Origin of the sequence: Alloprevotella sp. oral taxon 473 str. F0040 (genome assembly GCF_000318095.2) — a bacterium.
Taxonomy (GTDB): Bacteria; Bacteroidota; Bacteroidia; order Bacteroidales; family Bacteroidaceae; genus Alloprevotella.
In genome coordinates, this window is sequence record NZ_KB290714.1 from 60,801 (window position 1) to 82,726 (window position 21,926).

18 protein-coding genes are annotated in these 21,926 nt (G+C 47.8%); 8 read left to right on the forward strand and 10 right to left on the reverse strand.

What is annotated here, in order from left to right; translation table 11 throughout:
* Nucleotides 1-27 precede the first annotated feature (27 nt).
* Together HMPREF9999_RS02910 and HMPREF9999_RS02915 are read right to left on the reverse strand one after the other, a co-directional pair.
* Nucleotides 28-813 (reverse strand): outer membrane beta-barrel protein, encoded by a 786-nt coding sequence (locus HMPREF9999_RS02910; RefSeq protein WP_044063009.1) that lies wholly within the window; start codon nucleotides 811-813, stop codon nucleotides 28-30.
* Nucleotides 814-908: 95 nt separating this feature from the next.
* Entirely contained in the window at nucleotides 909-2,006 is a 1,098-nt protein-coding gene (locus tag HMPREF9999_RS02915; protein WP_009436831.1) for a PCMD domain-containing protein, read from the reverse strand.
* 340 nt (nucleotides 2,007-2,346) lie between these two features.
* Between HMPREF9999_RS02915 and HMPREF9999_RS02920 the strand changes: the two genes are divergently transcribed.
* The 7 genes from HMPREF9999_RS02920 to HMPREF9999_RS02950 all read left to right on the forward strand — a co-directional run bounded on the left by HMPREF9999_RS02920 (nucleotide 2,347) and on the right by HMPREF9999_RS02950 (nucleotide 11,900).
* Nucleotides 2,347-2,925, forward strand: a complete 579-nt coding sequence (locus HMPREF9999_RS02920; RefSeq protein ID WP_009436833.1) for a calycin-like domain-containing protein — start codon at nucleotides 2,347-2,349, stop codon at nucleotides 2,923-2,925.
* A 217-nt stretch (nucleotides 2,926-3,142) separates the two neighbouring features.
* Nucleotides 3,143-3,787, forward strand: coding sequence for a DUF4294 domain-containing protein (locus HMPREF9999_RS02925; RefSeq protein WP_009436834.1), 645 nt, complete (start codon nucleotides 3,143-3,145; stop codon nucleotides 3,785-3,787).
* Between the two features lie 275 nt (nucleotides 3,788-4,062).
* Nucleotides 4,063-5,166 carry a redox-regulated ATPase YchF gene (gene ychF / locus HMPREF9999_RS02930; protein ID WP_009436835.1) on the forward strand — a complete coding sequence of 368 codons (1,104 nt, stop codon included), beginning with the start codon at nucleotides 4,063-4,065 and terminating at the stop codon, nucleotides 5,164-5,166.
* A gap of 77 nt (nucleotides 5,167-5,243) precedes the next feature.
* Nucleotides 5,244-6,080, forward strand: coding sequence for a prolipoprotein diacylglyceryl transferase (lgt, locus tag HMPREF9999_RS02935; RefSeq protein WP_009436836.1), 837 nt, complete (start codon nucleotides 5,244-5,246; stop codon nucleotides 6,078-6,080).
* A 187-nt stretch (nucleotides 6,081-6,267) separates the two neighbouring features.
* On the forward strand, nucleotides 6,268-7,944 hold the full coding sequence (locus tag HMPREF9999_RS02940) for a tetratricopeptide repeat protein (RefSeq protein ID WP_009436837.1): 1,677 nt from the start codon (nucleotides 6,268-6,270) through the stop codon (nucleotides 7,942-7,944).
* A 129-nt stretch (nucleotides 7,945-8,073) separates the two neighbouring features.
* Nucleotides 8,074-9,084, forward strand: coding sequence for a DUF4369 domain-containing protein (locus HMPREF9999_RS09900; protein ID WP_009436838.1), 1,011 nt, complete (start codon nucleotides 8,074-8,076; stop codon nucleotides 9,082-9,084).
* A gap of 131 nt (nucleotides 9,085-9,215) precedes the next feature.
* Nucleotides 9,216-11,900, forward strand: coding sequence for a calcium-translocating P-type ATPase, PMCA-type (locus HMPREF9999_RS02950; RefSeq protein WP_044063010.1), 2,685 nt, complete (start codon nucleotides 9,216-9,218; stop codon nucleotides 11,898-11,900).
* A 173-nt stretch (nucleotides 11,901-12,073) separates the two neighbouring features.
* On the opposite strand, the gene HMPREF9999_RS02955 is transcribed toward HMPREF9999_RS02950, so the two are convergent.
* Together HMPREF9999_RS02955 and aroQ are read right to left on the reverse strand one after the other, a co-directional pair.
* On the reverse strand, nucleotides 12,074-13,522 hold the full coding sequence (locus HMPREF9999_RS02955; protein WP_009436840.1) for a MiaB/RimO family radical SAM methylthiotransferase: 1,449 nt from the start codon (nucleotides 13,520-13,522) through the stop codon (nucleotides 12,074-12,076).
* Between the two features lie 55 nt (nucleotides 13,523-13,577).
* The gene (aroQ, locus tag HMPREF9999_RS02960) at nucleotides 13,578-14,021 is read right to left on the reverse strand and encodes a type II 3-dehydroquinate dehydratase (protein ID WP_044063011.1); all 444 of its coding nucleotides are present in this window, start codon (nucleotides 14,019-14,021) and stop codon (nucleotides 13,578-13,580) included.
* A gap of 174 nt (nucleotides 14,022-14,195) precedes the next feature.
* Between aroQ and xerA the strand changes: the two genes are divergently transcribed.
* On the forward strand, nucleotides 14,196-15,140 hold the full coding sequence (gene xerA / locus HMPREF9999_RS02965; RefSeq protein ID WP_044063012.1) for a site-specific tyrosine recombinase/integron integrase: 945 nt from the start codon (nucleotides 14,196-14,198) through the stop codon (nucleotides 15,138-15,140).
* A gap of 724 nt (nucleotides 15,141-15,864) precedes the next feature.
* Here xerA and HMPREF9999_RS02970 read toward each other — a convergent pair.
* The 6 genes from HMPREF9999_RS02970 to HMPREF9999_RS02995 all read right to left on the reverse strand — a co-directional run bounded on the left by HMPREF9999_RS02970 (nucleotide 15,865) and on the right by HMPREF9999_RS02995 (nucleotide 21,577).
* Nucleotides 15,865-16,752, reverse strand: coding sequence for a restriction endonuclease (locus tag HMPREF9999_RS02970; RefSeq protein WP_009436844.1), 888 nt, complete (start codon nucleotides 16,750-16,752; stop codon nucleotides 15,865-15,867).
* Between the two features lie 93 nt (nucleotides 16,753-16,845).
* Complete coding sequence (locus HMPREF9999_RS02975) at nucleotides 16,846-17,268, reverse strand: SufE family protein (RefSeq protein ID WP_009436845.1); 423 nt, start codon at nucleotides 17,266-17,268, stop codon at nucleotides 16,846-16,848.
* A 60-nt stretch (nucleotides 17,269-17,328) separates the two neighbouring features.
* On the reverse strand, nucleotides 17,329-18,324 hold the full coding sequence (locus HMPREF9999_RS02980) for a M28 family peptidase (RefSeq protein ID WP_009436846.1): 996 nt from the start codon (nucleotides 18,322-18,324) through the stop codon (nucleotides 17,329-17,331).
* 61 nt (nucleotides 18,325-18,385) lie between these two features.
* Nucleotides 18,386-20,164, reverse strand: a complete 1,779-nt coding sequence (locus HMPREF9999_RS02985) for a fused gamma-glutamyl-gamma-aminobutyrate hydrolase/peptidase (protein WP_009436847.1) — start codon at nucleotides 20,162-20,164, stop codon at nucleotides 18,386-18,388.
* 182 nt (nucleotides 20,165-20,346) lie between these two features.
* Nucleotides 20,347-20,703: a DUF4491 family protein gene (locus HMPREF9999_RS02990; protein WP_009436848.1), complete on the reverse strand. Its 357-nt coding sequence runs from the start codon at nucleotides 20,701-20,703 to the stop codon at nucleotides 20,347-20,349.
* Nucleotides 20,704-21,046: 343 nt separating this feature from the next.
* Entirely contained in the window at nucleotides 21,047-21,577 is a 531-nt protein-coding gene (locus tag HMPREF9999_RS02995) for an Lrp/AsnC ligand binding domain-containing protein (RefSeq protein ID WP_009436849.1), read from the reverse strand.
* Between the last annotated feature and the right edge of the window lie 349 nt (nucleotides 21,578-21,926).

Here is a 21,926-nt window from a genome sequence, read left to right on the forward strand (position 1 = left end):
GATTAGCAAGCTTCCCCCCACAAAGCCTTACCAGTGCACTCGATAAGCAAGCCCTGTGGTGACAAACATGGGGTGCAATTTCATGCTCACCGTGGTGAAACCTGGTTGGAAGAGATTGGTGAAAATGTAGCGAGCTTGTAAAAACACGGACCAGCGACTTGAAACCTGCCAATCTGCACCTACTTGCCACCCGAATCCCCATCGTGCCATGTCATTGCTAAAGTCGTAGGTGGGAGCTTCTTCTGGAGATGCACCAAATTCAACCTTGCGTCCAGTGGGTTGATCGACACGGAGATAACCATCGGTCACAGAACCTGTGAAACTTCTGTCGAAATACCATTCTACCACTGGCCCTGTGAAGAACGTACAGCGCGCAAGCGGTTGCCACTCTGCCTGAAGAGGAAGGGCAAAACCTTGTTGCGAAGCGCGTGTGTGATTGACACCGGAGAAATACCCTTCGAGGGTGTTGCCAGCTTGTACCACCTTCACTTGATAAGCTTTCACACGAGCTTCAGTGCGCATGCCGCGATCGAAATAGTGGATACCCACTGCTGCTCGCCATTGTGAGGAGACCTTCCGAGAGAAGTCAAATCCCCAGCTCAGACCATCGGTGGGATGGAAACGCTGAATTTCACGGATTTCTGCAGGTACCGGCACTGGAGTCATTCCTCCAATGGTGTATCCTAAATGTGGGGTGATTTGCCAAGCGGAAACAGATGGGTGGGAATGCTCGGTATCTTCAGCATGTAGAGTAGGTGCAAACGTGAGTGAAAGACACAAACTGAGCAAACTCAATATATAATGATTAGACATTGAACTTATGATATTAGAGCAGGGTAAAAACCAAGCTAAATTATACAGCTGCAAGTTATAATGAAATGAAAACTTCTCTTACTCTCATGCAGCGATTAATAATCTATGCTGCAATCATCAATGATGAGCGTAGAACCTAATGCGCCTTCAAACTGCGCCCCATTCTTACTGGAAGAGAACACCAACGCTAGACTATAACCACGCTTGGAAAGTAAGGGTATAGACAACTCTGTTTTATAGTCAAAAGGCACATCAAACGAAGCCCACCGACTCGTCTTTTCTACTCCAGTAACCACAAAATTAGGCACCATAGCAACAGCAACGACCTGTGTATGCGTCAACACATTGCTACCATCCAAGACGAGGGCTTTTCCTTCACCATCGGTGTTCCGATAGATGACGGCATATACTTGCGGGAGGTCGCTCCCATCTGTCGAAGGGCCAGGGACTACTTTCTGCGATTTATTGAGATATTGTGCTCCAGGTTGCCATTTATAATATCCTTTGAAACGCAGTGGTTTTCTCCGAATCGGACGTCCAAACTGAGTAGCAGCAAGGGCATCTACCAAAGCCTTTTGCAGATTAAATGTTCCTACAAAGAGATTACCAGCGGCAATGGGTTTCCCCACCAGTTGCCCCAGATATCCAGTACTCATCGTGGTGAGTTTTACGGCCATACCCGAACGGGCATCATCGGTAGATGTTGTGGGATATTCATGAGGTTTAGCCAAACTATTACTCAAGGCAAAGCCTGCATTTCCCGTTCCCCAAAAATCACCTAGTCCATTCTTGCTGTTTTGCGTGCCCTCAAGTGGCCAAACATAATACTGATGATGGCTTGCTTCTAACTGGGGATTATCAAAAGAAAACACGGGACCCAGGTCGGGAGCAGGAAGAAACTGTACAGTATAATAACGTTGATGGCGACCATCTTCAGAGGTCACTACATAGCGCACCACTCGCTGTGCACTAAACTTGGCGTCTTTCTCAGTAGCTAAGGCGAGATGCGCACCTTGTGAGAGACGAAAATCAAGTTTTACACTATCTAGTGTAGCCTCTTCAACACCATCGGCTAAATGAAAGACGATAGCGGTGTCTTGTGAAAGCACATTGCGCTCAGCATCAGACAGATTATCAAACAAACGAACAGCCGCTACACCTTGCACACTCACATGCTCGATGTCGGCTTCCATGGAAGGTAGCTCCTCGGTTATGCAAGAAGTTAATGATAACAATAGAAGAGAACTGCTCAAAGCAGCTATAGTATGCGAAAACAGAACTGAAAATTTCATGACTACATTTGGATTACGCATCTGAGCGTACCACAGCAAAGGTACTATATTTTCGGATAATATTCACTGCATTTGTAGTGGCTTTATCAATCATCTTTGAAGAAAAACAGAAAAAACATGCAGCAAAGAGGCTAAATCGAATAATATATATAATAAAAAGGTCGTATTTTTGCAGTTCATTATCTGCTAGTTGCAGAACTACAGACACAACTAAACTTTATTTACTCTTTATCTTAATTATATGAAGAAATTTCTACTCCTTGCTTTCGTGAGCCTCACTGCAATAGCAGGCATGGCACAAACTACAAAGAACTACGAAGACCAGCTTTCTGTAGACAAAGGTGTGGGCAAGTCTTACACCGCTACCGTGGAGCGCACGGCAGAAGGCAAGTTCAATCTCACCATCCGCAACTTTTATTATAAAGCCTTCTTTGTTAATTTCGCCATCGGCAACATCGAATTGAAGGATATCCCTTACACAGTCGAAGGCAAGATCATCAAGTTTGAGGGCGACATCAAGGGAACTATCGTGCCAGGCGACGACAACAAAGTAAAGTGGCAAGGCCCCACTTTGATGGCAAATCCCCAAATCAAGATTTCGGGTAAGGTGGATAGCGAGAAACTCTATTTCACTGCTCAAATTTCTACTCCCATTGGCAATGTCACCACCGTGTTTGGCACGGAATCTCTCGTGACTTCTCTCGGACTCGCTCCACGTGCTGCAAAGGCTGATGTCATCTATAGCCTCGATGGTCGTCGTCTTGAACGCGCCCCCGAACATGGAGTCTATATCCTTAATGGCAAGAAGGTCGTGAAATAAGCATTCAAACCAAATCTATTAGATGTTTATCTCTAGGGAAAAGGATATAGATGCGTAATTCCTACCCTTGCAGTGCCTCTCGACACTTCAATCCTCCTTATTAGGCTAACGTCTAATTTCTTATGTTCAATGCTTATTCTGCGTTATTTATCGTTACTCTCTTTCGATTCCCCGCAGAAGTTCGTATTTTCGCTAAAATGTTTAGCTGTTGCAGCTTATGAATAGACTACTCCGCATCATCCTTTTCTGTTGCACCCTCTTCTTGGGTGGAGCTGTATATGCTCAAGATGTTCCGAAAGATGTGCCCGAAATGCCCAAAGATACGAGCAAACTCAATGCAGCGATCTCCATGGATGTGGAGGTGGGTAAGGCATTTTACAAAGGGGACAGCATCCCTCATGTCATCATGCCTACGGTGTATAAGTATCCTCCTATGGAGTTTAAGTCACCCCAAGAACGGGAACGCTACAATCGCCTGGTTGCCAATGTAAAATACCTGCTTCCTTATGCAAAGACAGTGAGAATCATCATTGTCGAAACCTATGACTACGTGCAAACACTACCCAAAGAGGAACGCCAAGCACATATAGACAAGGTGGAGGAAAACCTGAAAAAGGAATACAAACCTGTGATTGAGAAATTGACACGCTCACAAGGCCGTCTGTTGGTAAAATTGATAGACCGAGAGTGTAACCAAACGGGGTATCAAATCGCTAAAGCCTTCATCGGTTCGCTCAGAGCCAATGTATGGCAAGGATTCTCGTTTATCTTTGGTCTCAACCTCAATAAACACTACGACCCCGAGGGGGACGACCGTTTCACTGAGCGAGTGGTTAGAATGGTGGAAAGCCACCAGATTTAATATTGCAAGATATACCCCTAAAAGCTCGAAGCTATCTACATAAAGTGGGAGACGTTTCAACAACTCTCCCACTTTTTTTGCATTTCCACGAAGGGATTTACTATAAAACGAGATAGCAGACTATTTCAGTCTTACAATATCTCTTGGATACACCTACCACTTCTATACATTATCGGCACAATTCTTCACCAAGAACTACCGAATAATCAGACAAACAAACAAATTATTCAGAATTAAAGTCGTATCTTTGTCCACAAATATAAGATTTACAACTAATGAGTTTACAATGCGGCATCGTAGGACTTCCCAACGTGGGAAAGTCCACGCTTTTCAATTGCTTGAGCAACGCCAAGGCGCAGAGCGCCAACTTCCCTTTTTGCACCATCGAACCTAATGTGGGTGTAATCACTGTGCCCGATGAACGATTGGCAAAACTAGCCGAACTAGTGAAAACTACGAAGATTATCCCCACCACGGTGGAGATTGTCGACATCGCAGGTTTGGTTAAAGGTGCATCCAAAGGTGAAGGCCTGGGCAACCAATTCTTAGGCAACATCCGCGAAACTGATGCTATTATCCACGTGTTGCGTTGTTTTGACGACGGCAACGTGGTGCACGTAGATGGTAGCGTGGATCCTGTGCGTGATAAGGAAATCATCGACACTGAACTCCAATTGAAGGATTTGGAAACAGTGGAAAACCGCATCAAACGCGTAGAAAAAATCGCACAAGTAGGTAGCGACAAAAACGCAAAGGTAGAATATCAAGTGCTTTCTGCCATCCGCGAAGCCCTCCTCGAAGGCAAGAACGCTCGCAGTGTGGAGTTCGACACCAAAGACGAACAAACGGCTGCTCGCAATCTTTTCTTGCTCACCTCTAAGCCCGTGCTCTATGTGTGCAATGTGGACGAAGGTTCTGCCGCAACAGGCAATGAATATGTGGAGCGAGTGCGTGAAGCTGTGAAGGACGAAGGAGCCGAAATTCTCGTTGTGGCAGCACAAACAGAAGCTGACATAGCTGAACTCGAAACCTACGAAGAGCGTCAAGAATTCCTCAAAGACGTGGGTTTGGAAGAAAGTGGTGTCAATCGTCTCATCAAGGCAGCCTATAAGATGCTTGATCTCGAAACCTACATCACTGCTGGTGAAATTGAAGTACGCGCTTGGACTTACAAACGCGGTTGGAAGGCTCCTCAATGTGCAGGTGTGATTCACACCGACTTTGAAAAGGGCTTCATTCGTGCACAAGTTATCAAATACGAAGACTTCATCAAATATGGTAGTGAAGCAGCCGTACGTGAAGCTGGTTTGCTCCACATCGAAGGTAAAGAATATGTGGTGCAAGATGGTGACATCATGCACTTCCTCTTCAATGTCTAACTCAGACCCTCTAACGTCTAGAGAAATCCACTCGTGATAACCCTCTAACGTCTAACCTCTAACGTCTAATTTCTAACATGCTAGTCCACTGGAACCCCGATCAAATTGCCCTGCAAATCGGCCCTATCGCACTGCGATGGTACTCCCTCTTTTGGACAATTGGTCTAGCCGCAGCCTATTATGTGGTACTGCGTCTCTATCGTCAACAAAAAATCTCGCAAGAAAAGTTTGATCCTCTTTTCTTTTACTGCTTCCTCGGTATCTTGTTGGGAGCAAGACTAGGGCACTGTTTACTCTACGAACCCCAGTATTTCTTGCAACATCCGCTAGAAATATTCCTCCCCATGCGACAAGATGGTTTAGGACATTGGCATTTCACCGGATTTGCAGGATTAGCCTCTCATGGTGGAACAGCAGGACTCATGGCAGCCTTGTGGCTATATGTGCGCAAGACGAAAGTGCCCCTCCTTCGTGTGTTAGACAACATCGCCATTGCCACCCCCATCACTGCTTGCTGCATTCGTCTGGGCAACCTCATGAACTCTGAAATTGTGGGTAAAGCCACAGATGGCACTTGGGGCTTTGTCTTTGAAAGACTAGGAGATACTTTTCCCCGCCATCCAGGACAGCTCTACGAAGCTATAGCCTATTTAATTTTCTTCTTCATCGGACTTTGGCTCTATCGCAAATACCCCAATAAGGTAGGTACTGGCTATTTCTTCGGATTCTGCTTGACCACAATCTTCACCTTCCGACTTTTTGTCGAATACTTCAAAGAGGTGCAAGAACCTTGGGAATTGCACATGCAAGACCTCATAGGCCTCAACCAAGGGCAATTGCTTTCTCTTCCTTTCATGGCGATTGGCATCTACTGCCTGCTCGGAGCTAAATTGCCTAAAGCCTGGAAAGGATAATTAGAGCAGAAAGTTAGTTTGCAGAAAAACGACAACTAATCTGCATGCTCTTTGCTCAAGTAGTCCATCTTTTCCTATTTTATTATTGCAAATCATTCATCAAAGACGCGAATACATCCATCTAGATGTTACGTCCCCTAACGTCATCATCCTATATGTGTCTAGCGTCTAAATATCTTACCACGATATGAAAACTACCTTTTATGTTTCTGCTGCAGCACTCGCATTAGCAGCATTGACCTCTTGCAATGGCAAGTTGGGCGCACTTTCCGCTGACAACTTCACTGTGACTCCCTCTCCTCTTGAAACAGTGGGTAATGATGTTCCTGCCACTATCAATGGCCGCTTCCCACAAAAGTACATGAAAAAGAAGGCTGTTGTCACTGTTATTCCTGAATTGCGCTATGCTGGCGGTAAAGCTGTAGGACAACCTGCTACATTCCAAGGCGAAAAGGTTGTAGGTAACGATCAAACCGTGAGCTACAAAGTAGGTGGAAACTATGTGATGAAGGCCAACTTCCCCTACACTCCAGAGATGGCTTCTAGCGAACTCTATCTCACTTTCGATGCACGTGTTGGTAAAAAGGCTGTGACCATTCCTGCTGTTAAAGTAGCAGATGGTGTTATCGCCACTTCACAACTCGTTTATCTCACTCTTGCTTCTGCCAACACAGCAACTGCAGCCGATGGTTTCCAACGTGAAATCTATCGTCAGCAGAATGCTCAAATCAAATACTTGATTAGCCAAGCCAAGGTGCGCACTAGCGAATTGAACACCACTTCTGTCAAGGACTTCATCAAAATTCTTCGCGACATCAAGGCCGATCAAAAGAGTCTTGCTCTCGACAATGTTGAAGTATCTGCTTACGCTTCTCCCGATGGTGCTTTGAAGTTCAACACTGGTCTTGCAGAAAATCGTAAGGGAAGTGCTCAGAAATATGTAAATGATCAGCTCAAGAAGACCAAGCTCAACACCAATGTTGATGCCAAATACACTGCTGAAGACTGGGATGGTTTCCAAGAACTTGTAGCTGCTAGCAACATCCAAGACAAGGAAGTCATTCTTCGCGTACTCTCTATGTACAAAGATCCAGAAGAACGCGAGCAACAAATCAAAAACCTCTCTGTAGCCTTCCGCGAGCTTGCTAATGAAGTTCTTCCTGAACTCCGCCGTGCTCGCCTCACCGTGAACTACCGCGTGATTGGCCGCAGCGATGACGAAATTCGCGCTCAATATGCTGCTGATGCTTCTCAGCTCTCTGTAGAAGAACTCCTCTATGCTGCCACTCTCACCAAAGATGCTGCTGAGCGCAAGGCAATCTTCACTAAGGCTACTCAACTCTATCCACAAGACAAGCGCGCTTACAATGGTCTTGCTCAGTTGGCTTATGCCGAAGGCAACCTCACTGATGCAGAAAACGCTCTCGTTCAAGCCGCAGGTCTCCCTGAAGCCAACGCCAATGCTGCCCTCATCGCACTTCGCCAAGGCAATGTGAACGGTGCAGAAGCTCTCTTAGGCAAGGCACTCACCGCTGGCAACTACAATGAAGTGCTTGGCAACCTCCAAATTGCTCGTGGCAATTACGCACAAGCTGCACAAAACTTCAAGGGCATCAACACTAATAGTGCTGCCCTCGCTCAAATCCTCAACAAGGATTATGTAGCCGCAGCACAAACTCTTGCTGCTGTGCCCAACGCCGATGCTCTCACCGACTACTTGAAGGCCGTTCTCGCCTCTCGCACGGGTGAAGTAGCCCAAGGTGTTCAAGCTCTCCGTGCTGCTATTTCTAAGAATGCCAACCTCCGCGACCTCGCTAGCAAGGATCTTGCCCTCAAGACCATCTTTGCAGCCCTCAATCGCTAAGCACACATCTATAGTCTAATCCACAGGAACGCAGCTCCAGTCTGCGTTCCTGTGACTTTCTATAATAACGCCTCGGTTTGTCTTCTTGCCCATCCCCATTTGTGTTCATGATGTTATCCACAAGGTGATATGAAACTTCCCCTCCTCTCTCTATGCTTTGCCCTGCTCGCATTAGCCAGTTGCGGCCCAGACAAGAAAACCGCACGCTTGTCAGGAAAAATAGAAGGCCTCGACCAAGCTGCCCTCCTCATCTATCCTGCCGATGCAGTGGAAGGTGATGGTGGTAGTCTAGACAGTATCAAGGTCAATCGTGGGAGTTTTTCCTACGATCGTCCCACCACCGTTCCACTACTCCTCACTTTGGTCTATCCCAACAACTCCTTCACCACCATCATAGCCCAACCAGGCAAGGAAGTCACCCTTTCTGGCGATGCCAATCGTTTGAAAGAAATGGAAGTAGTAGGCACAGATGAGAACAAGCAATTCACAGAATTTCGTCTTTCTGTGCTCAAACTGAGTGAGAAAGATGCCCAGATGAGAGCGGCCACCTACATCCGCACACATCCAGAGTCATGGACTTCCGTTGCACTGCTCTATCACTATTTCGATCGTGTAGCATCACGCAGTGAACAACCAACACTCTCGCTCCTCGATTTACTCAAAAAGCATCAACCCACCAACCAACAATTAGCGGCTATCGATGCTCGTTTGCGTCCGCAAGTACGCACTGCTATCGGCGGATTCCTTCCCAACTTCACCGCCACCACATTATCCCAGCAAACCCTCCGTTCAGCTGACTTCAAAGGACAACCCACTCTGCTCATTTTTTCTGCAAGCTGGGATAGCCACAACTATTATCTCCGTCAGCAACTCCGCAAACTCAAGTCAGCTAGAGGCAATCGCTTGCGCATCATCAATTTTTCCCTCGATGAATCACAACAGAAAGCCGAAGAACGCGCTAAAAACGACTCCCTCCAGTCGGTCGTATATCTCAAAAACATGCTAGCCAATCCTCTCGTCAAAACTTTAGGACTGCGCTACCCCTCAGGAAATATCCTCACTAATGCCCAAGGCCGCATCATCGGACGAGACCTTCCCACTGAAGAACTCGCCGACAAAGTCAATGAACTATTACACTAGACTTCATCTATTTTCTCTATAACAAGGACAAGAGTAGCCAGAGATAAGCTAAACACTTTAGCTTATACAGCAAAAAAACAATCAGCTCCCTCTCCTACTCTATCTGCCAATGCTTAATGTCTACCGCTAAAATGTCACAGCATCAGCATCTCACAGGACTTACTCCTCAAGAAGTAGAGGAAAGTCGCATCAAACATGGTGCCAACATCTTAACACCGCCAAAGCGCACCCCACTTTGGAAACTCTTTCTCGAAAAGTTTGGAGATCCCATCATCATCATTCTTCTTCTTGCTGGGTTCTGCTCACTAGGCATCGCTGCCTACGAATACTTTGGACTGCAACACGACTCCACAGTATTCTTTGAACCTGTCGGTATCTTCGTGGCTATCTTCCTTGCCACAGGACTCTCCTTCTACTTTGAACAACAAGCCGACAAGGAATTCAAGATTCTCAATCAGGTCAATGACGAAGAACCTGTGCGCGTAATCCGCGAAGGCAACACCACCGAAGTGCCTAAATGTGACATCGTGGTGGGCGACATCGTAATGCTCGGCACGGGTGAAGACATTCCTGCCGATGCCGAACTCCTCGAATCCACCCATCTCAGCGTGGATGAAAGCACCCTCACGGGCGAACCACTCTGTCGCAAAACCACTGTTCCCGAAGAGTTTGACGAAGAGGCCACCTTCCCCTCCAACCACGTGTTGCGCGGTACGAAGGTCATGGAAGGCCACGCCATCTGCCGTGTCACTGCCGTGGGTGATGCCACGGAGAATGGTAAAGTGCTCGAAGCAGCACAGATTGACGACAGCGTGAAGACTCCCCTCAATGAGCAGTTAGACCGATTGGGGAAACTCATCACCAAAATCAGCTACGCCATTGCCCTCTTGATTCTCGTAGGACGCACCGCTCTTTATTTTGTGAACCACACTGGCAGCATCGATTGGCTCGATTTCACCGCTAGTTTCCTCAGCACCTTTATGGTAGCTGTCACAGTCATTGTCGTAGCAGTGCCCGAAGGTTTGCCCATGGCCGTAACCCTAAGCCTTGCTTATTCCATGCGTCGCATGCTCAAGAGCAACAATCTTGTGCGTAAAATGCACGCCTGCGAAACGATGGGTGCTACGACGGTCATTTGCACCGATAAAACAGGCACACTGACCCAAAATCAAATGAGTGTCAGCGAAACACAATTCTATGGCCTTGCTACGCAAACTCTGGACAACTCTGACGAATGTGGCTTCATCACCGAAGGAATGGCGGTGAACAGCACAGCCACGCTCGACCTCTCTGGCGAAAAGCCCAGTGTCTTAGGCAACCCCACTGAAGGAGCTATCCTCCTCTGGTTGCACAGCCAAGGACTAGACTACCGCACCTTGCGTGGCAACACCACTACCCTCGAAGAACTTCCCTTCGCCACTGAGCGCAAATACATGGCGACCATCGTGGAGTCTGGAGTTTTCCCTGGTAAAAAAGTGCTCTATGTGAAGGGTGCTCCCGAAATCGTACATGGACTTTGCGCCACAACCTCGGGCAATGTAGACAAAGCCACCCTCGATGCACAACTCCTCGGCTATCAACGCAAGGCCATGCGCACCCTCGGTTTTGCTTATCAAATACTCAATGACGACGATGTCACCATTGTGGATCAGAAAGTTGTAGCCGAACGCTTGAACTTCCTCGGCATGGTGGCAATCTCTGACCCCGTGCGTGCCGATGTACCGCAAGCTGTTCAAGAATGTCTGTCAGCAGGTATTGATGTGAAAATCGTCACTGGCGACACCGCTGCCACCGCAGGCGAGATTGGTCGTCAAATCGGACTTTGGGGCGACCACCACTCCGACCACGCCATCATCACAGGCCCAGAGTTTGAAGCCCTCACCGATGAAGAAGTGTACAATCGTGTCGATGAACTGAAAATCATTGCTCGTGCGCGTCCTCTCGATAAGAAACGTTTGGTCGAAACGCTCCAAAAGCGTGGCCACGTCGTTGCGGTAACGGGCGACGGCACCAACGATGCTCCAGCTCTCAAAACAGCTCATGTGGGTCTCTCCATGGGCGATGGCACCTCTGTGGCCAAGGAAGCCAGTGACATCACCATCGTGGACAACTCGTTCTCTTCCATCGGTCGAGCCGTGATGTGGGGACGTTCACTCTATCAAAACATCCAGCGATTCATCCTCTTCCAAATGACGGTCAATGTGGCTGCCTGCTGCGTAGTCCTCGCTGGAGCATTCATGGGCACTGACTCTCCCCTCACCGTCACCCAAATGTTGTGGGTAAATCTCATCATGGACACCTTTGCTGCTATGGCTCTCGCTTCTCTTCCCCCTTCTGAAGGAGTGATGAAAGACCGTCCACGCCATCGTGAAGCCTTCATCATTGACTCTACTATGAAACGGGGCATCATCGGCACAGGAGCTTTATTCTTCCTCATCCTCATCGGTTTGGTCTATGTGTTTGAACATGCCGATGTCACCTCACTCACTGATCTTTGCACCCTCACACTTGGCGGTGCAGAAGGACTTTCTCGCACGGAGAAGAGCTACATCTTCACGATTTTCGTGATGCTCCAATTCTGGAACCTCTTCAATGCTCGCGCCTACCTCACTGGACGTTCTGCCTTCCACTTCAAAGGTTGCCAAGGATTCCTCCTCATCTTGTTGGTCATCCTCATCGGTCAATTCTTTATTGTGAGCTTTGGTGGCCAAATGTTCAGTGTCACACCCATCTCCATAACCGACTGGGCGCTCATCATTGGTTCCACTTCCATAGTAGTGTGGGTAGGTGAAATCTATCGCTTCCTCCGCCGCTAATGCTTCTTGGCTATTGTAGCAAGAAGTCATCACAACATGATACAATAAAATCGCTGGACGATCCTTATGGATTGTCCAGCGATTTTTGTTGAGGAGCATAGAGCTGCGCTAAAGGAAATGAGTTATGCAGAGGGATAAGAGTTTGCTTTTACCCCAAGCCTCAGCCCAAGGATTTATTCGTCTGCGCCTTTCACCACCTCACCTTTGAGCGTAGCACTCGAAGCAGCCAAGATGCGCACACGCACGGTCTGTCCGATGCGGTGATTACCGCGAGGGATGATGACCACCTTGTTTTGTTCGGTGCGGCCGAAGAGTTCTTCACGACTGCGCTTGCTCACTCCTTCAAGGAGAATGTCAGCTTCACGTCCCACCCAAGCCTCGTTGGCCTTGAGCGAAAGTTCATTTTGAAGCTCAATCATCTCATTGAGACGACGAATCTTGGTTTCTTCTGGGATGTTGTCTTCGAGATGGCGAGAGGCATAAGTGCCAGGACGTTCAGAATACTTAAACATGAAAGACGAATCATAGCCCACTTCGCGCATGAGCGAAAGACTGAGTTGATGATCTTCTTCTGTTTCTCCACAATATCCAGCAAAGATGTCGGTAGAAATGGCGCAATCTTCGATGATGTCGTGAATCGCCTTCACACGATTTATGTACCACTCGCGGTTGTACTTGCGGTTCATCTTCTTGAGGATAACATCACTACCACTCTGCACAGGCAGGTGAATGTGACGACACACGTTAGGCTCTTCAGCAATCACACGAAGCGTGGCATCGCTCATGTCTTTGGGGTGAGGTGTAGAGAATCTGATGCGCATATCGGGCACAGCACGCGCCACCGTACGCAAGAGTTCGGGGAAGAACACGTAGTCCTTGTTGAAATCCGCCTCAGCCTCTGTCGACTTAATATCCTTGGTCGCAATCGCCTTGTTGCGCGTTTGAGTTTCAAACTCCTCAAGTTCGCTATTGGGACGTTCGGTGTCTCCCGAAGCATCACGCTTCGCTTTGTAGGAATTCACGTTTTGTCCGAGGAGTGTCACCTCTTTGAATCCACGTTTCTGCAAGTCCAAGCATTCGTTGATGATGCTTTGCACATTGCGGCTACGTTCGCGACCGCGGGTATAAGGCACGATGCAGAAGTGGCAGAAGTTGTTGCAACCACGTGTGATGCTCACAAAGCCAGAAATTTTAGAACCGCAGAAGCGTTCGGGCATGATGTCGCCATAGGTTTCTGTGAGCGAGAGATCAATATTGATGGCCTTTTGTCCCACCTCAGCTTGTGCGACGAGGTCAGGGAGAGAAAGATAAGCATCTGGCCCAGCCACAAGATCGGCATGATGCTTTTCAAGCAACTCATCTTTCACACGCTCTGCCATACAGCCGAGCACACCAAGAATCAGACGGCGACCCTTTTTGCGCAGAGCATGAAGAGCCTGTAGGCGGTGGATAATCTTCTGCTCGGCGTTGTCTCGCACAGAGCAAGTGTTGAGAAACACGGCATCAGCTTGGTCGATATCTTCGCAGGGTTCGTAGCCAGCCATGCGCATCACGCTGGCCACCACTTCAGAGTCGGCCACGTTCATCTGGCAACCGTAAGTTTCTATCAGGAGTTTCTTCATGAGTTATGTCTATGTTGTAGAGATTGTGTTCTAATAAAAGGGAAAGAGCCTTACGCTAAGCCTCTTTGGCAGAAAGGTGCAAGAGAGCTTCAATCGCAAGGTGATAGCTATCGGCACCAAAACCAGCGATGACGCCTTGGCACACGGCACTAATGAGCGAAGTCTGGCGAAAAGACTCGCGCGCATGCACATTGCTGAGATGCACCTCCACCACTGGCAGCGGAGCTATGCTGCTGATGGCATCACGCAGTGCCACAGAAGTGTGGGTGTATGCACCTGCATTGAGCACCACACCATCTGTGCCATCGATGGCCGCTTGTTGGAGGGCATCTATGAGCGCACCTTCGTGGTTCGATTGGAAAGCGGCAATCTCCACTCTTCCAGCAAACTGCTGTTGCAGCGCATGGATGATGTCATCGAGCGTTTGCGCTCCATAGATGGTGGGTTCTCTGCGGCCTAGAAAATTGAGATTAGGCCCATTGAGTACAAGTATTTTCATACTAACCAAGCGATTCTTCGCTCTCATCACGCACTCCTTGTCCTTGGGGCATCCATTACAAAAGCGCAACACGACAGAGCGATGTGGAGAATTTGTCGTATATTTGTCTGCAAAATTACAAAATCGCAGGTGATTCTCAAAACGCGCGCGATAAAACTTTTGATAATCAGCTCTATGAACGACTCTTCGTCAGAATTTTCTAAATCTCTGCCTCATGATGCCGCTGCTTTGGTGGAGAAATATCGTCTCTACCTACTCCTCGAACAGGGTCTTTCTGAAAACACTCGAATGGCTTATCAACGCGATGTGGAGCGTTTCTTGGAATATCTCACAGCGGTGAAAGTTCCTGTGCTAGAAGTAAAATTGCCGCTCCTCCACGAATACACCCAACACCTGTTTGCACTAGGAGTGGCTGCGCGCTCCATGGCACGAATGCTCAGCGGTGTGCGCTCTTTCTATCGCTTCTTACAACTCGATGGCCACATAGCACAAGATCCCACAGAACTGCTAGAAAGCCCGCGCATCCCTAAACATTTGCCAGCTGTCCTTTCTCTCGAAGAAGTGGAAGCCATCCTTGGAGCTATCGACCAATCAAAACCCGAAGGCCAGCGTGACCACGCACTCATAGAAGTGCTATATAGCTGCGGACTCCGTGTGAGCGAAGTGTGCAACCTCAAACTCTCCGATCTCTTCTTCGATGAAGGGTTCATTCGTGTCACAGGCAAGGGCGACAAACAGCGCATTGTCCCCATTTCTCCACGAGCTATTCACGAACTCCACAACTGGTTTGATGCGCGCGCCGACATAGCCGTCAAACCTGAGGACGAAGATTTCGTATTTGTCTCTGCCAGTCGCGGACGTCACCTTTCGCGTATCACGGTGTTTCACAACATCAAGCAGTATGTCCAAGCGGCCAACATCGACAAGGTCGTTTCGCCACACACCTTCCGCCACACCTTTGCCACACACCTCCTCGAAGGGGGTGCTTCGCTCCGTGCCATTCAGGTGATGCTTGGACACGAAAGCATCGGCACTACCGAAATCTACACTCATCTCGATAGTCGTTTCCTCCGCCAACAAGTGTTGGAGCACTTTCCCCGCAATCGACATTCGTCCTAAACTATGCTCCTTGTGTTACCCTCTATATGTATAGGGGTTGAAACTAGGCAAAAGAGAGAAAAAACAACAGAAAAGTGAAGATTTTTATTCACCAACGCTATATTTTGCTATATACACATAACAAATTGCACTAAAATCGAATATATATCCCAGATAAAATGGTTCAGCATCCTGTCCTTGCATCGAGATAAAAATTGATTACCTTATCTCAAAACTACATTTAGGAGAAAATTTGCGCTACTCACGCGCACATAGCGCGTACGCATTACAGGGATTTCGCTCTTTTTGCTTTCACAACCTTCACAGACTGACTTTTTCTAACACGCCTTAGAAGACAAAAATCAAGGAGTTATCAAACAGAAATGTCGGAGATTTCGCGTGAAATCTCCGACATTTCTGTACAAGTCTCCGAGAAATGAGCAAAACTCTCCTAGTTTTTTACAGGACTATCCTTTCTCTCTGTCCTCCCTTTCCACTATTTTGGGCGCAAATATCTAAAAGTATGTTATAAAAAGGCGGTAACCCATTTATTACAAACTATTTACGAGGAAATCTGTGAAGGTTGTGAAAGCAAAAAGTGCAAAATTGCAGGGTGCGCGCGCCTACGCACGCGCGAGAAAGCGAATTACACATTTGTTAACAACACATTTTCGAGAGTAAACTGGCCTTTCTGAGGTCAGCTCATCAAGACTACGAAAAATGGGGTCATCATCGCTATCCCAAATTATCCCACGGTAGGTTTCACAAAATAAATGGGTGCAATGGGCAAACGCTTTTTATCCTCATCAGAAAGTTTGCTGTAATGCTCTATCCAGAGGGAAACAAAGAGCGAAAAATCAATCAGGGTGATGGCTCTGTGAGAACTTCGAGCTTCAGATTTGGCATCGTTCGTGAAACTACCCGAAGTGACCACCACTCCAGATTCACCTTCGTGAGAGAGTGTGCCTCTGAGCTGGCGCACTACGTCGGCTGAAACTGGATTATTGGGATAATGCTTCACTTGCACCTTGACTCGTGGAAATTCTAGTCCGAGAGCATCTCGATAAGCTATAATGTCAATGCCACCATCTTTGCCCTTAGGAGCCACAAAAGGAGTGTAGTAGCCCATGCCACGGAAGAGCGCAGCCACAAGGTCTTGAAACTCATAAGGGTTCAAAGCTGCAATGTAGCTGCGAAAACCTTCTTCTGCCTGATTACTGGCTTGTTCATAGTCGATTTCTGTTTCCACCACCGCATCTTCTTCCTCTATACTTTGAGGAGTTGATTCAGCTTTTTTCTTCTTAGCCAGCCATTTATTGTATCCCTTATGGAGAGCATCAGAAAACTCTTTGAGACTTAACTTCATCACTTGTTCTCCTTCGGGTGTAAGATGCCAAACTCCTTTGTTTTTCTGGATAAAACCAGATTTATAGGCACGAATAGAGTGAAATAACAGCTGGTTATACCAACGCAAGGATCCATCAGATTTCAATCTACCACGCTCATAGTCATTTTTTGGAAAAGAATTTTCCATCTCGGCTTTGATGTCGCGAATGTGCATTTCACCACCATTTTTTTGAATGAGTTGCATAGCACAAAGCACTGCTTCGTCTTTTCTCAGATTTTTTGCCATTGCGAGTTTATCGTTGAGGAAGGAAGAGAACAATTTGTGCGTATGCTGTGGGAAAACATACGCACAAAAATAGGAGAAAAAGGGTTTATCAAGTTATGCTCTTGCTGCGAGGACAGCAGCGTAGGTCTTGATGCGCTTGATCATGGCAAGAAGCCCATTGGCACGAGTGGGAGAGAGATGCTCACTGAGTCCGATGGCTTGCACAAAATAAAGGTCGGTGTCGCGGATTTCAGCAGCGGTGTGACCATTGACCACGCGGAGCAAGAGGGTGACAATGCCTTTCACTATGAGAGCATCGCTCTCGGCACGGAAAGTGAGGGTGTCATCTGCATTTTGATCGCAGACTATCCACACACGACTTTGGCATCCGTCGATGAGATTGGTCTCTACTTTTTCAGATTCGGGAAGATCACCAGCCTCACCTCCTAAGTCGATGAGGAGTTGGTAGCGATCCATCCAGTCATCAAATTCGTTGAATTCTTCGATAATTTCGTCTTGTATTTCGTTGATAGTCATGTGTGCAATATTGAATGTACAGGGTTGTGAAGTAGGGATAGCGGCAAGAGCTATGACACCTTATTTCTCTTGAGAGAGAAGTTGCAAAAGGCTTTGACCGACGGCACGCAGCGTTGCAGGGTCGAGATTGTCCATGGTGTCGTGTGTGGTGTGCCAGTGGGCAGGGAATCCTCCATCGGGATTGTAAGCTATCACATCAATGGTGGGAATACCGGCTATGGTGTTCATAGGTAGGTGATCGTCTGTGATAAAACCTCCATTATCGGCTACGAAGAAATTATCGGCTCCAGCATAGCGAGCGGCATCCCACAAGCGAACGGCTACTGACTGGGCGTACTTCATGGAATATCCTTCAAACCGGAACTGATTGCCGCGACCTCCTACCATGTCAAGGAGGATGCCGAAGCGAGGGCGATAGTTTTGCGCAGCAGCTTGTGCACTCCAATACTGCGAACCTAGGCAGAAGGTATTCTCATTGTTGCGCGCCTCTTCGGGTGCCCAGTAGGGTGCACCATAATCTTCAACATCGAAGCACACAAAGTCTACACCTATTGCAGGATTGAGGGCTGCGAGATTACGAGCTACTTCGAGCATCACTGCCACACCCGAAGCTCCATCGTCAGCAGCCAACACTGGTAAACGATGATTGGCAGAATCTGCATCTTGCTCCGCCCATGGGCGAGAATCGTAGTGTGCAGCAAGGACTACGCGCTCTTTGGCCTCTGGGCGATACTGTGCTAGAAGATTACGGCAAGGCAATTTTGTGCCATCCCAGCCCGTCACTGTTGTGGCTTGCACACTGGTGGTGAGACCAAAATGTGCAAACTGCGACAGAATGTAGTCTCCGCAAGACTTGTTGGCAGCAGAACCGGGAGTACGTGGGCCGAAACCACATTGTTTTTGGGCAAAATGATAAGCAGAATCTGCATTGAAGACTACTCGACAAACGAGTGAAGAGTCGATGGCAGCAGCATCGGCAGAAGATTTGCTACTTTTGCAAGCAGTGAAGCAGAGAGTTGCAGGTAGCAACCAAGAAAGAAGATGTAGAAATTTCATTGCATGAAGCTATTGAGAAAGCCTAGCCAAGGAGTTATTCCTATGGGTTAAGCTCACATTATCATTGAACAGCAGCTTGTGCTTGAGTCATGACACGGAGAAAATTTCCACCCCATAACTTTTTCAAGTCGTCATCAGTGAAACCTTCTGCCTGCAATCGTCGTGTAAGGTTGATCAATTCGGAAGCAGAAGCCAAACCAGGGACTCCACCATCGCCATCAAAGTCAGTGCCGATGCCGATGTGGTCCACACCTACCACCTTAATCATGTGGAGCATGTGTGCCACGGCATCATCAATCGTGGCATTTTCCTCATCGGTGCGGAGGAAACCGCAATAGAAGGTGCATTGCGCCACACCTCCAGTGGCAGCAAGTGCGCGAAGTTGATCGTCGGTGAGATTGCGCGGGTGATTGCAGAGCACCTTGGAAGAGGAGTGGCTACAAACGATGGGGACTTTGGACACTGCCAGAGCATCGTAGAAGGTGGATTCGGCAGCGTGGGAAAGATCGACCATCATGCCCACTCGGTTCATCTCGGCCACGACTTCACGACCGAAAGCAGAGAGTCCACCATGCTCGGCACCATTGGTGGCAGGGAATCGCTCTTTGTCGAGAGCATTGGGACGTGCTGAGTCGCAAATCTCGTTGTTGCCATTGTGACAAAGGGTGGTATAGACGACACCGCGCTGACGATAGCGGGCAATATTGGCTAAATCTGTGCCGAAAGCATAGCCATTTTCGATGCCAGGAAGGATGCTTCGATAGCCAGCGGCCTTATTGGCACACACTTCTTCGGGAGAAAATGCCATGCGCACGGAAGGACAACGCTCCACCATAGCAGAAAGACGGTCGAGAATGCTATCGGCTTTGGCTGTTGCAGCCAGATGAGCTTCTGGAGTGCGCTCTTTCTGCGCCAGATAAGCCACCATGATAGAGGCATCTAGGCCCCCTTCGGCCATTTTGAAGGAGTCGACAAGGATTTTCGGGTCGCGACGATTGAAATCAATGTCTTGATCGAAAAACATGGGGGTGTCGCAATGGGAGTCGAGAGAAAGATGCTGCTGGTGCCAACGACGGGCGCGCTGATAGCTTGCAGCCTCTTCCACGAGATGGCGGAACAGGCGTGCAGAGTCTTCGTTGTCCATGCACTCTGGATGCCACTGCACGCCGATGATGCTCTTGAAGGTGGTGCTCTCCATGGCTTCGATGGTGCCATCGCTAGCAAAACCCACCGCGCGAAACTGTGTACCAGTTGCTGATACGGCTTGGTGGTGAAAACTATTGACAAAAATGTCTTTGCCCAGAAGCTTACCTAACAGGGAGTCTTCCAGCAATTGCACACGATGGGTCGCCTCAGCACGAGGAGCGTTTTGACTGTGCTTGAGCAATGCCGCATCGGGACGCGCGGATGTCATGTCTTGCTCCACCTTTCCACCTAAAGCAGCTGCGAGCATTTGCATACCGCGACAGATGCCTAAAATAGGTATCTGGTAATCTGCTGCACGACGTATAAGCAACAACTCGAAAGCATCGCGCACTGGATTGATGCCCCCTAAAGCTGAATGGGGGTCTTCACCCACCCACAAGGGATTAAGATCGGCACCGCCCGAAAGCAAAAGGCCATCTACCCGATGCAACAGCGCATCTATCGTTGTGAGGTCGGAAGTAGGGGGCACTACCAAAGGAGTAGCTCCAGCACGGAGAATAGATTGGTAGTAACCTTCGGCTAGTTCACAACCTTTCTCACCAAAATTGCCAGTGATGGCAATGAGGGGACGCTCAGGCGCAAGCTGTTGCGTGGATTGGGCGTAGAGGTTTTCGAGATCGTAGAGGTTAGACATTAGAACGTAGACGTTAGATATTAGACGTTAGATATTAGACGTTAGAGGATCATAGACCCTTTTTCGCTCGCCCCGACAAGCGGGGTTCGGTTCTTCTAGCCTCTCTAGAGCCCCTAGTTTTTCTAGTTCAACCGCGCAGCCCTCTAACGGCTAACGTCTAATCTCTAACGTCTAAAATATATTTAGAGTTTTCCACCATAAGGGAGGCTGTCTTCAGGATACTCGTGTTTGCGCTTGGGATTCATCGGAAACCAGCCCTTGATGACGCGTTTGCGCTGATCGAAGATTTCGCCAATCGACCAAAGACTAGAAAAACCAACGATGGCAGAAAGCGCACCCCAAAAGAGACTACTGATGAAGAAGGGAACAACACCGCAGATGATGCCAAAGACGAGGAACACCCACCACGAACGTGTGCCGAAATAATATTCAGCCTTGACGACAAGGGGATGGAAGATGCCAATGACGAGGAAGGTGCAAAGCCCAAGAACAACACCTTGCCAATAGATGTCGATGCCGAAAATAGAAATAGCGTCCATAAATTAAAGTCTTAGTTATAGGATTAGTTAATGTGTAATCAGCGTAATTACATGGGAAAAGAATCAAGATTGAGAAGGGCAATGTGTCTTCGTCACAGGCACAGCCTAAGAGGACGTGTTCATTGCGCAAGGATAGTGTAGGCAACAAAACCAAGTGGGCATTGAAAAGCAATGTACTATCCTTTACAAGCCATTAGGACGTAGCGTGATGCACGCGCCACGTCCTCAGCTCAAAGATTTATAGATTTGCTGTGTGTCTTCAACGCGATGCTATACCCTAGCATCACCCTGTTGAAAACACAGCACAACATCTATCCAAGGAGTGGACAGATGTTGTAGAGTATTAATCGTCTACTTCATCCAAGAAATCAGCAACAGGACGGTAGTATTCCTTTTCGGGTTCTTCATACTCATGCTCTGTACTAATGGGGATGGTGCGTTGGATGCTTTGCTCCAAAGAAATCATGGTTTCTGTGGAAGTCACACCAGGAATCTCTTGAATCTTATTGTTGAGCAAATCGCGAAGATGCTCATTGTCACGAGAATAAAGCTTAGCCAACATGGTGTAAGGGCCGGTGGTGAAGTGACATTCCACAATCTCTGGGATTTCGTTGAGCTTCGCCACAGCGGTCTTGTAGAGTGAGCCGCGCTCGAGCTTGATGCCGATGTAGGTGCAAGTGCCAAAACCCAAGTATTTAGGATTGACTTGATAGCCGCTACCTACGATGATGCCACGTTGCACCATGCGCACCACGCGTTGGTGGATGGCAGCACGTGAAACACCACATTGTGCAGCTATTTCTTTGAAGCTGCGACGAGCATCTACAGAGATAACCTTGAGGATTTTGCGGTCTAAAAGATCTGCTTTTTTCATGAAATGATGAATTGAATATAATTTGTCACACCATGGTGTCACAACCATTGTGTTGTGAGCTTATGTTTGTCGGACAAATTTACTCATTCTTTTTGACAAATGACCAAGTCTTTCGTCACTATTTTCATGATTGTATAGTAAAATTCCTCATTTAGGTGGATTATTTGGCCGAATGTCACTTCTTACTTCCTCTTTTCTAGAAGGTTTACAAAAAAAGTCCAGCATTTCTTTCGCTTCTTTCTTTTTTTCTGCCTAACTTTGCCCTATGTGCCTCTTACAGGGTGTCCTTTCAATGATGAAAAAACCTACGAAGCACCCTTATTTTGCCCATCTATTATCATATCACACC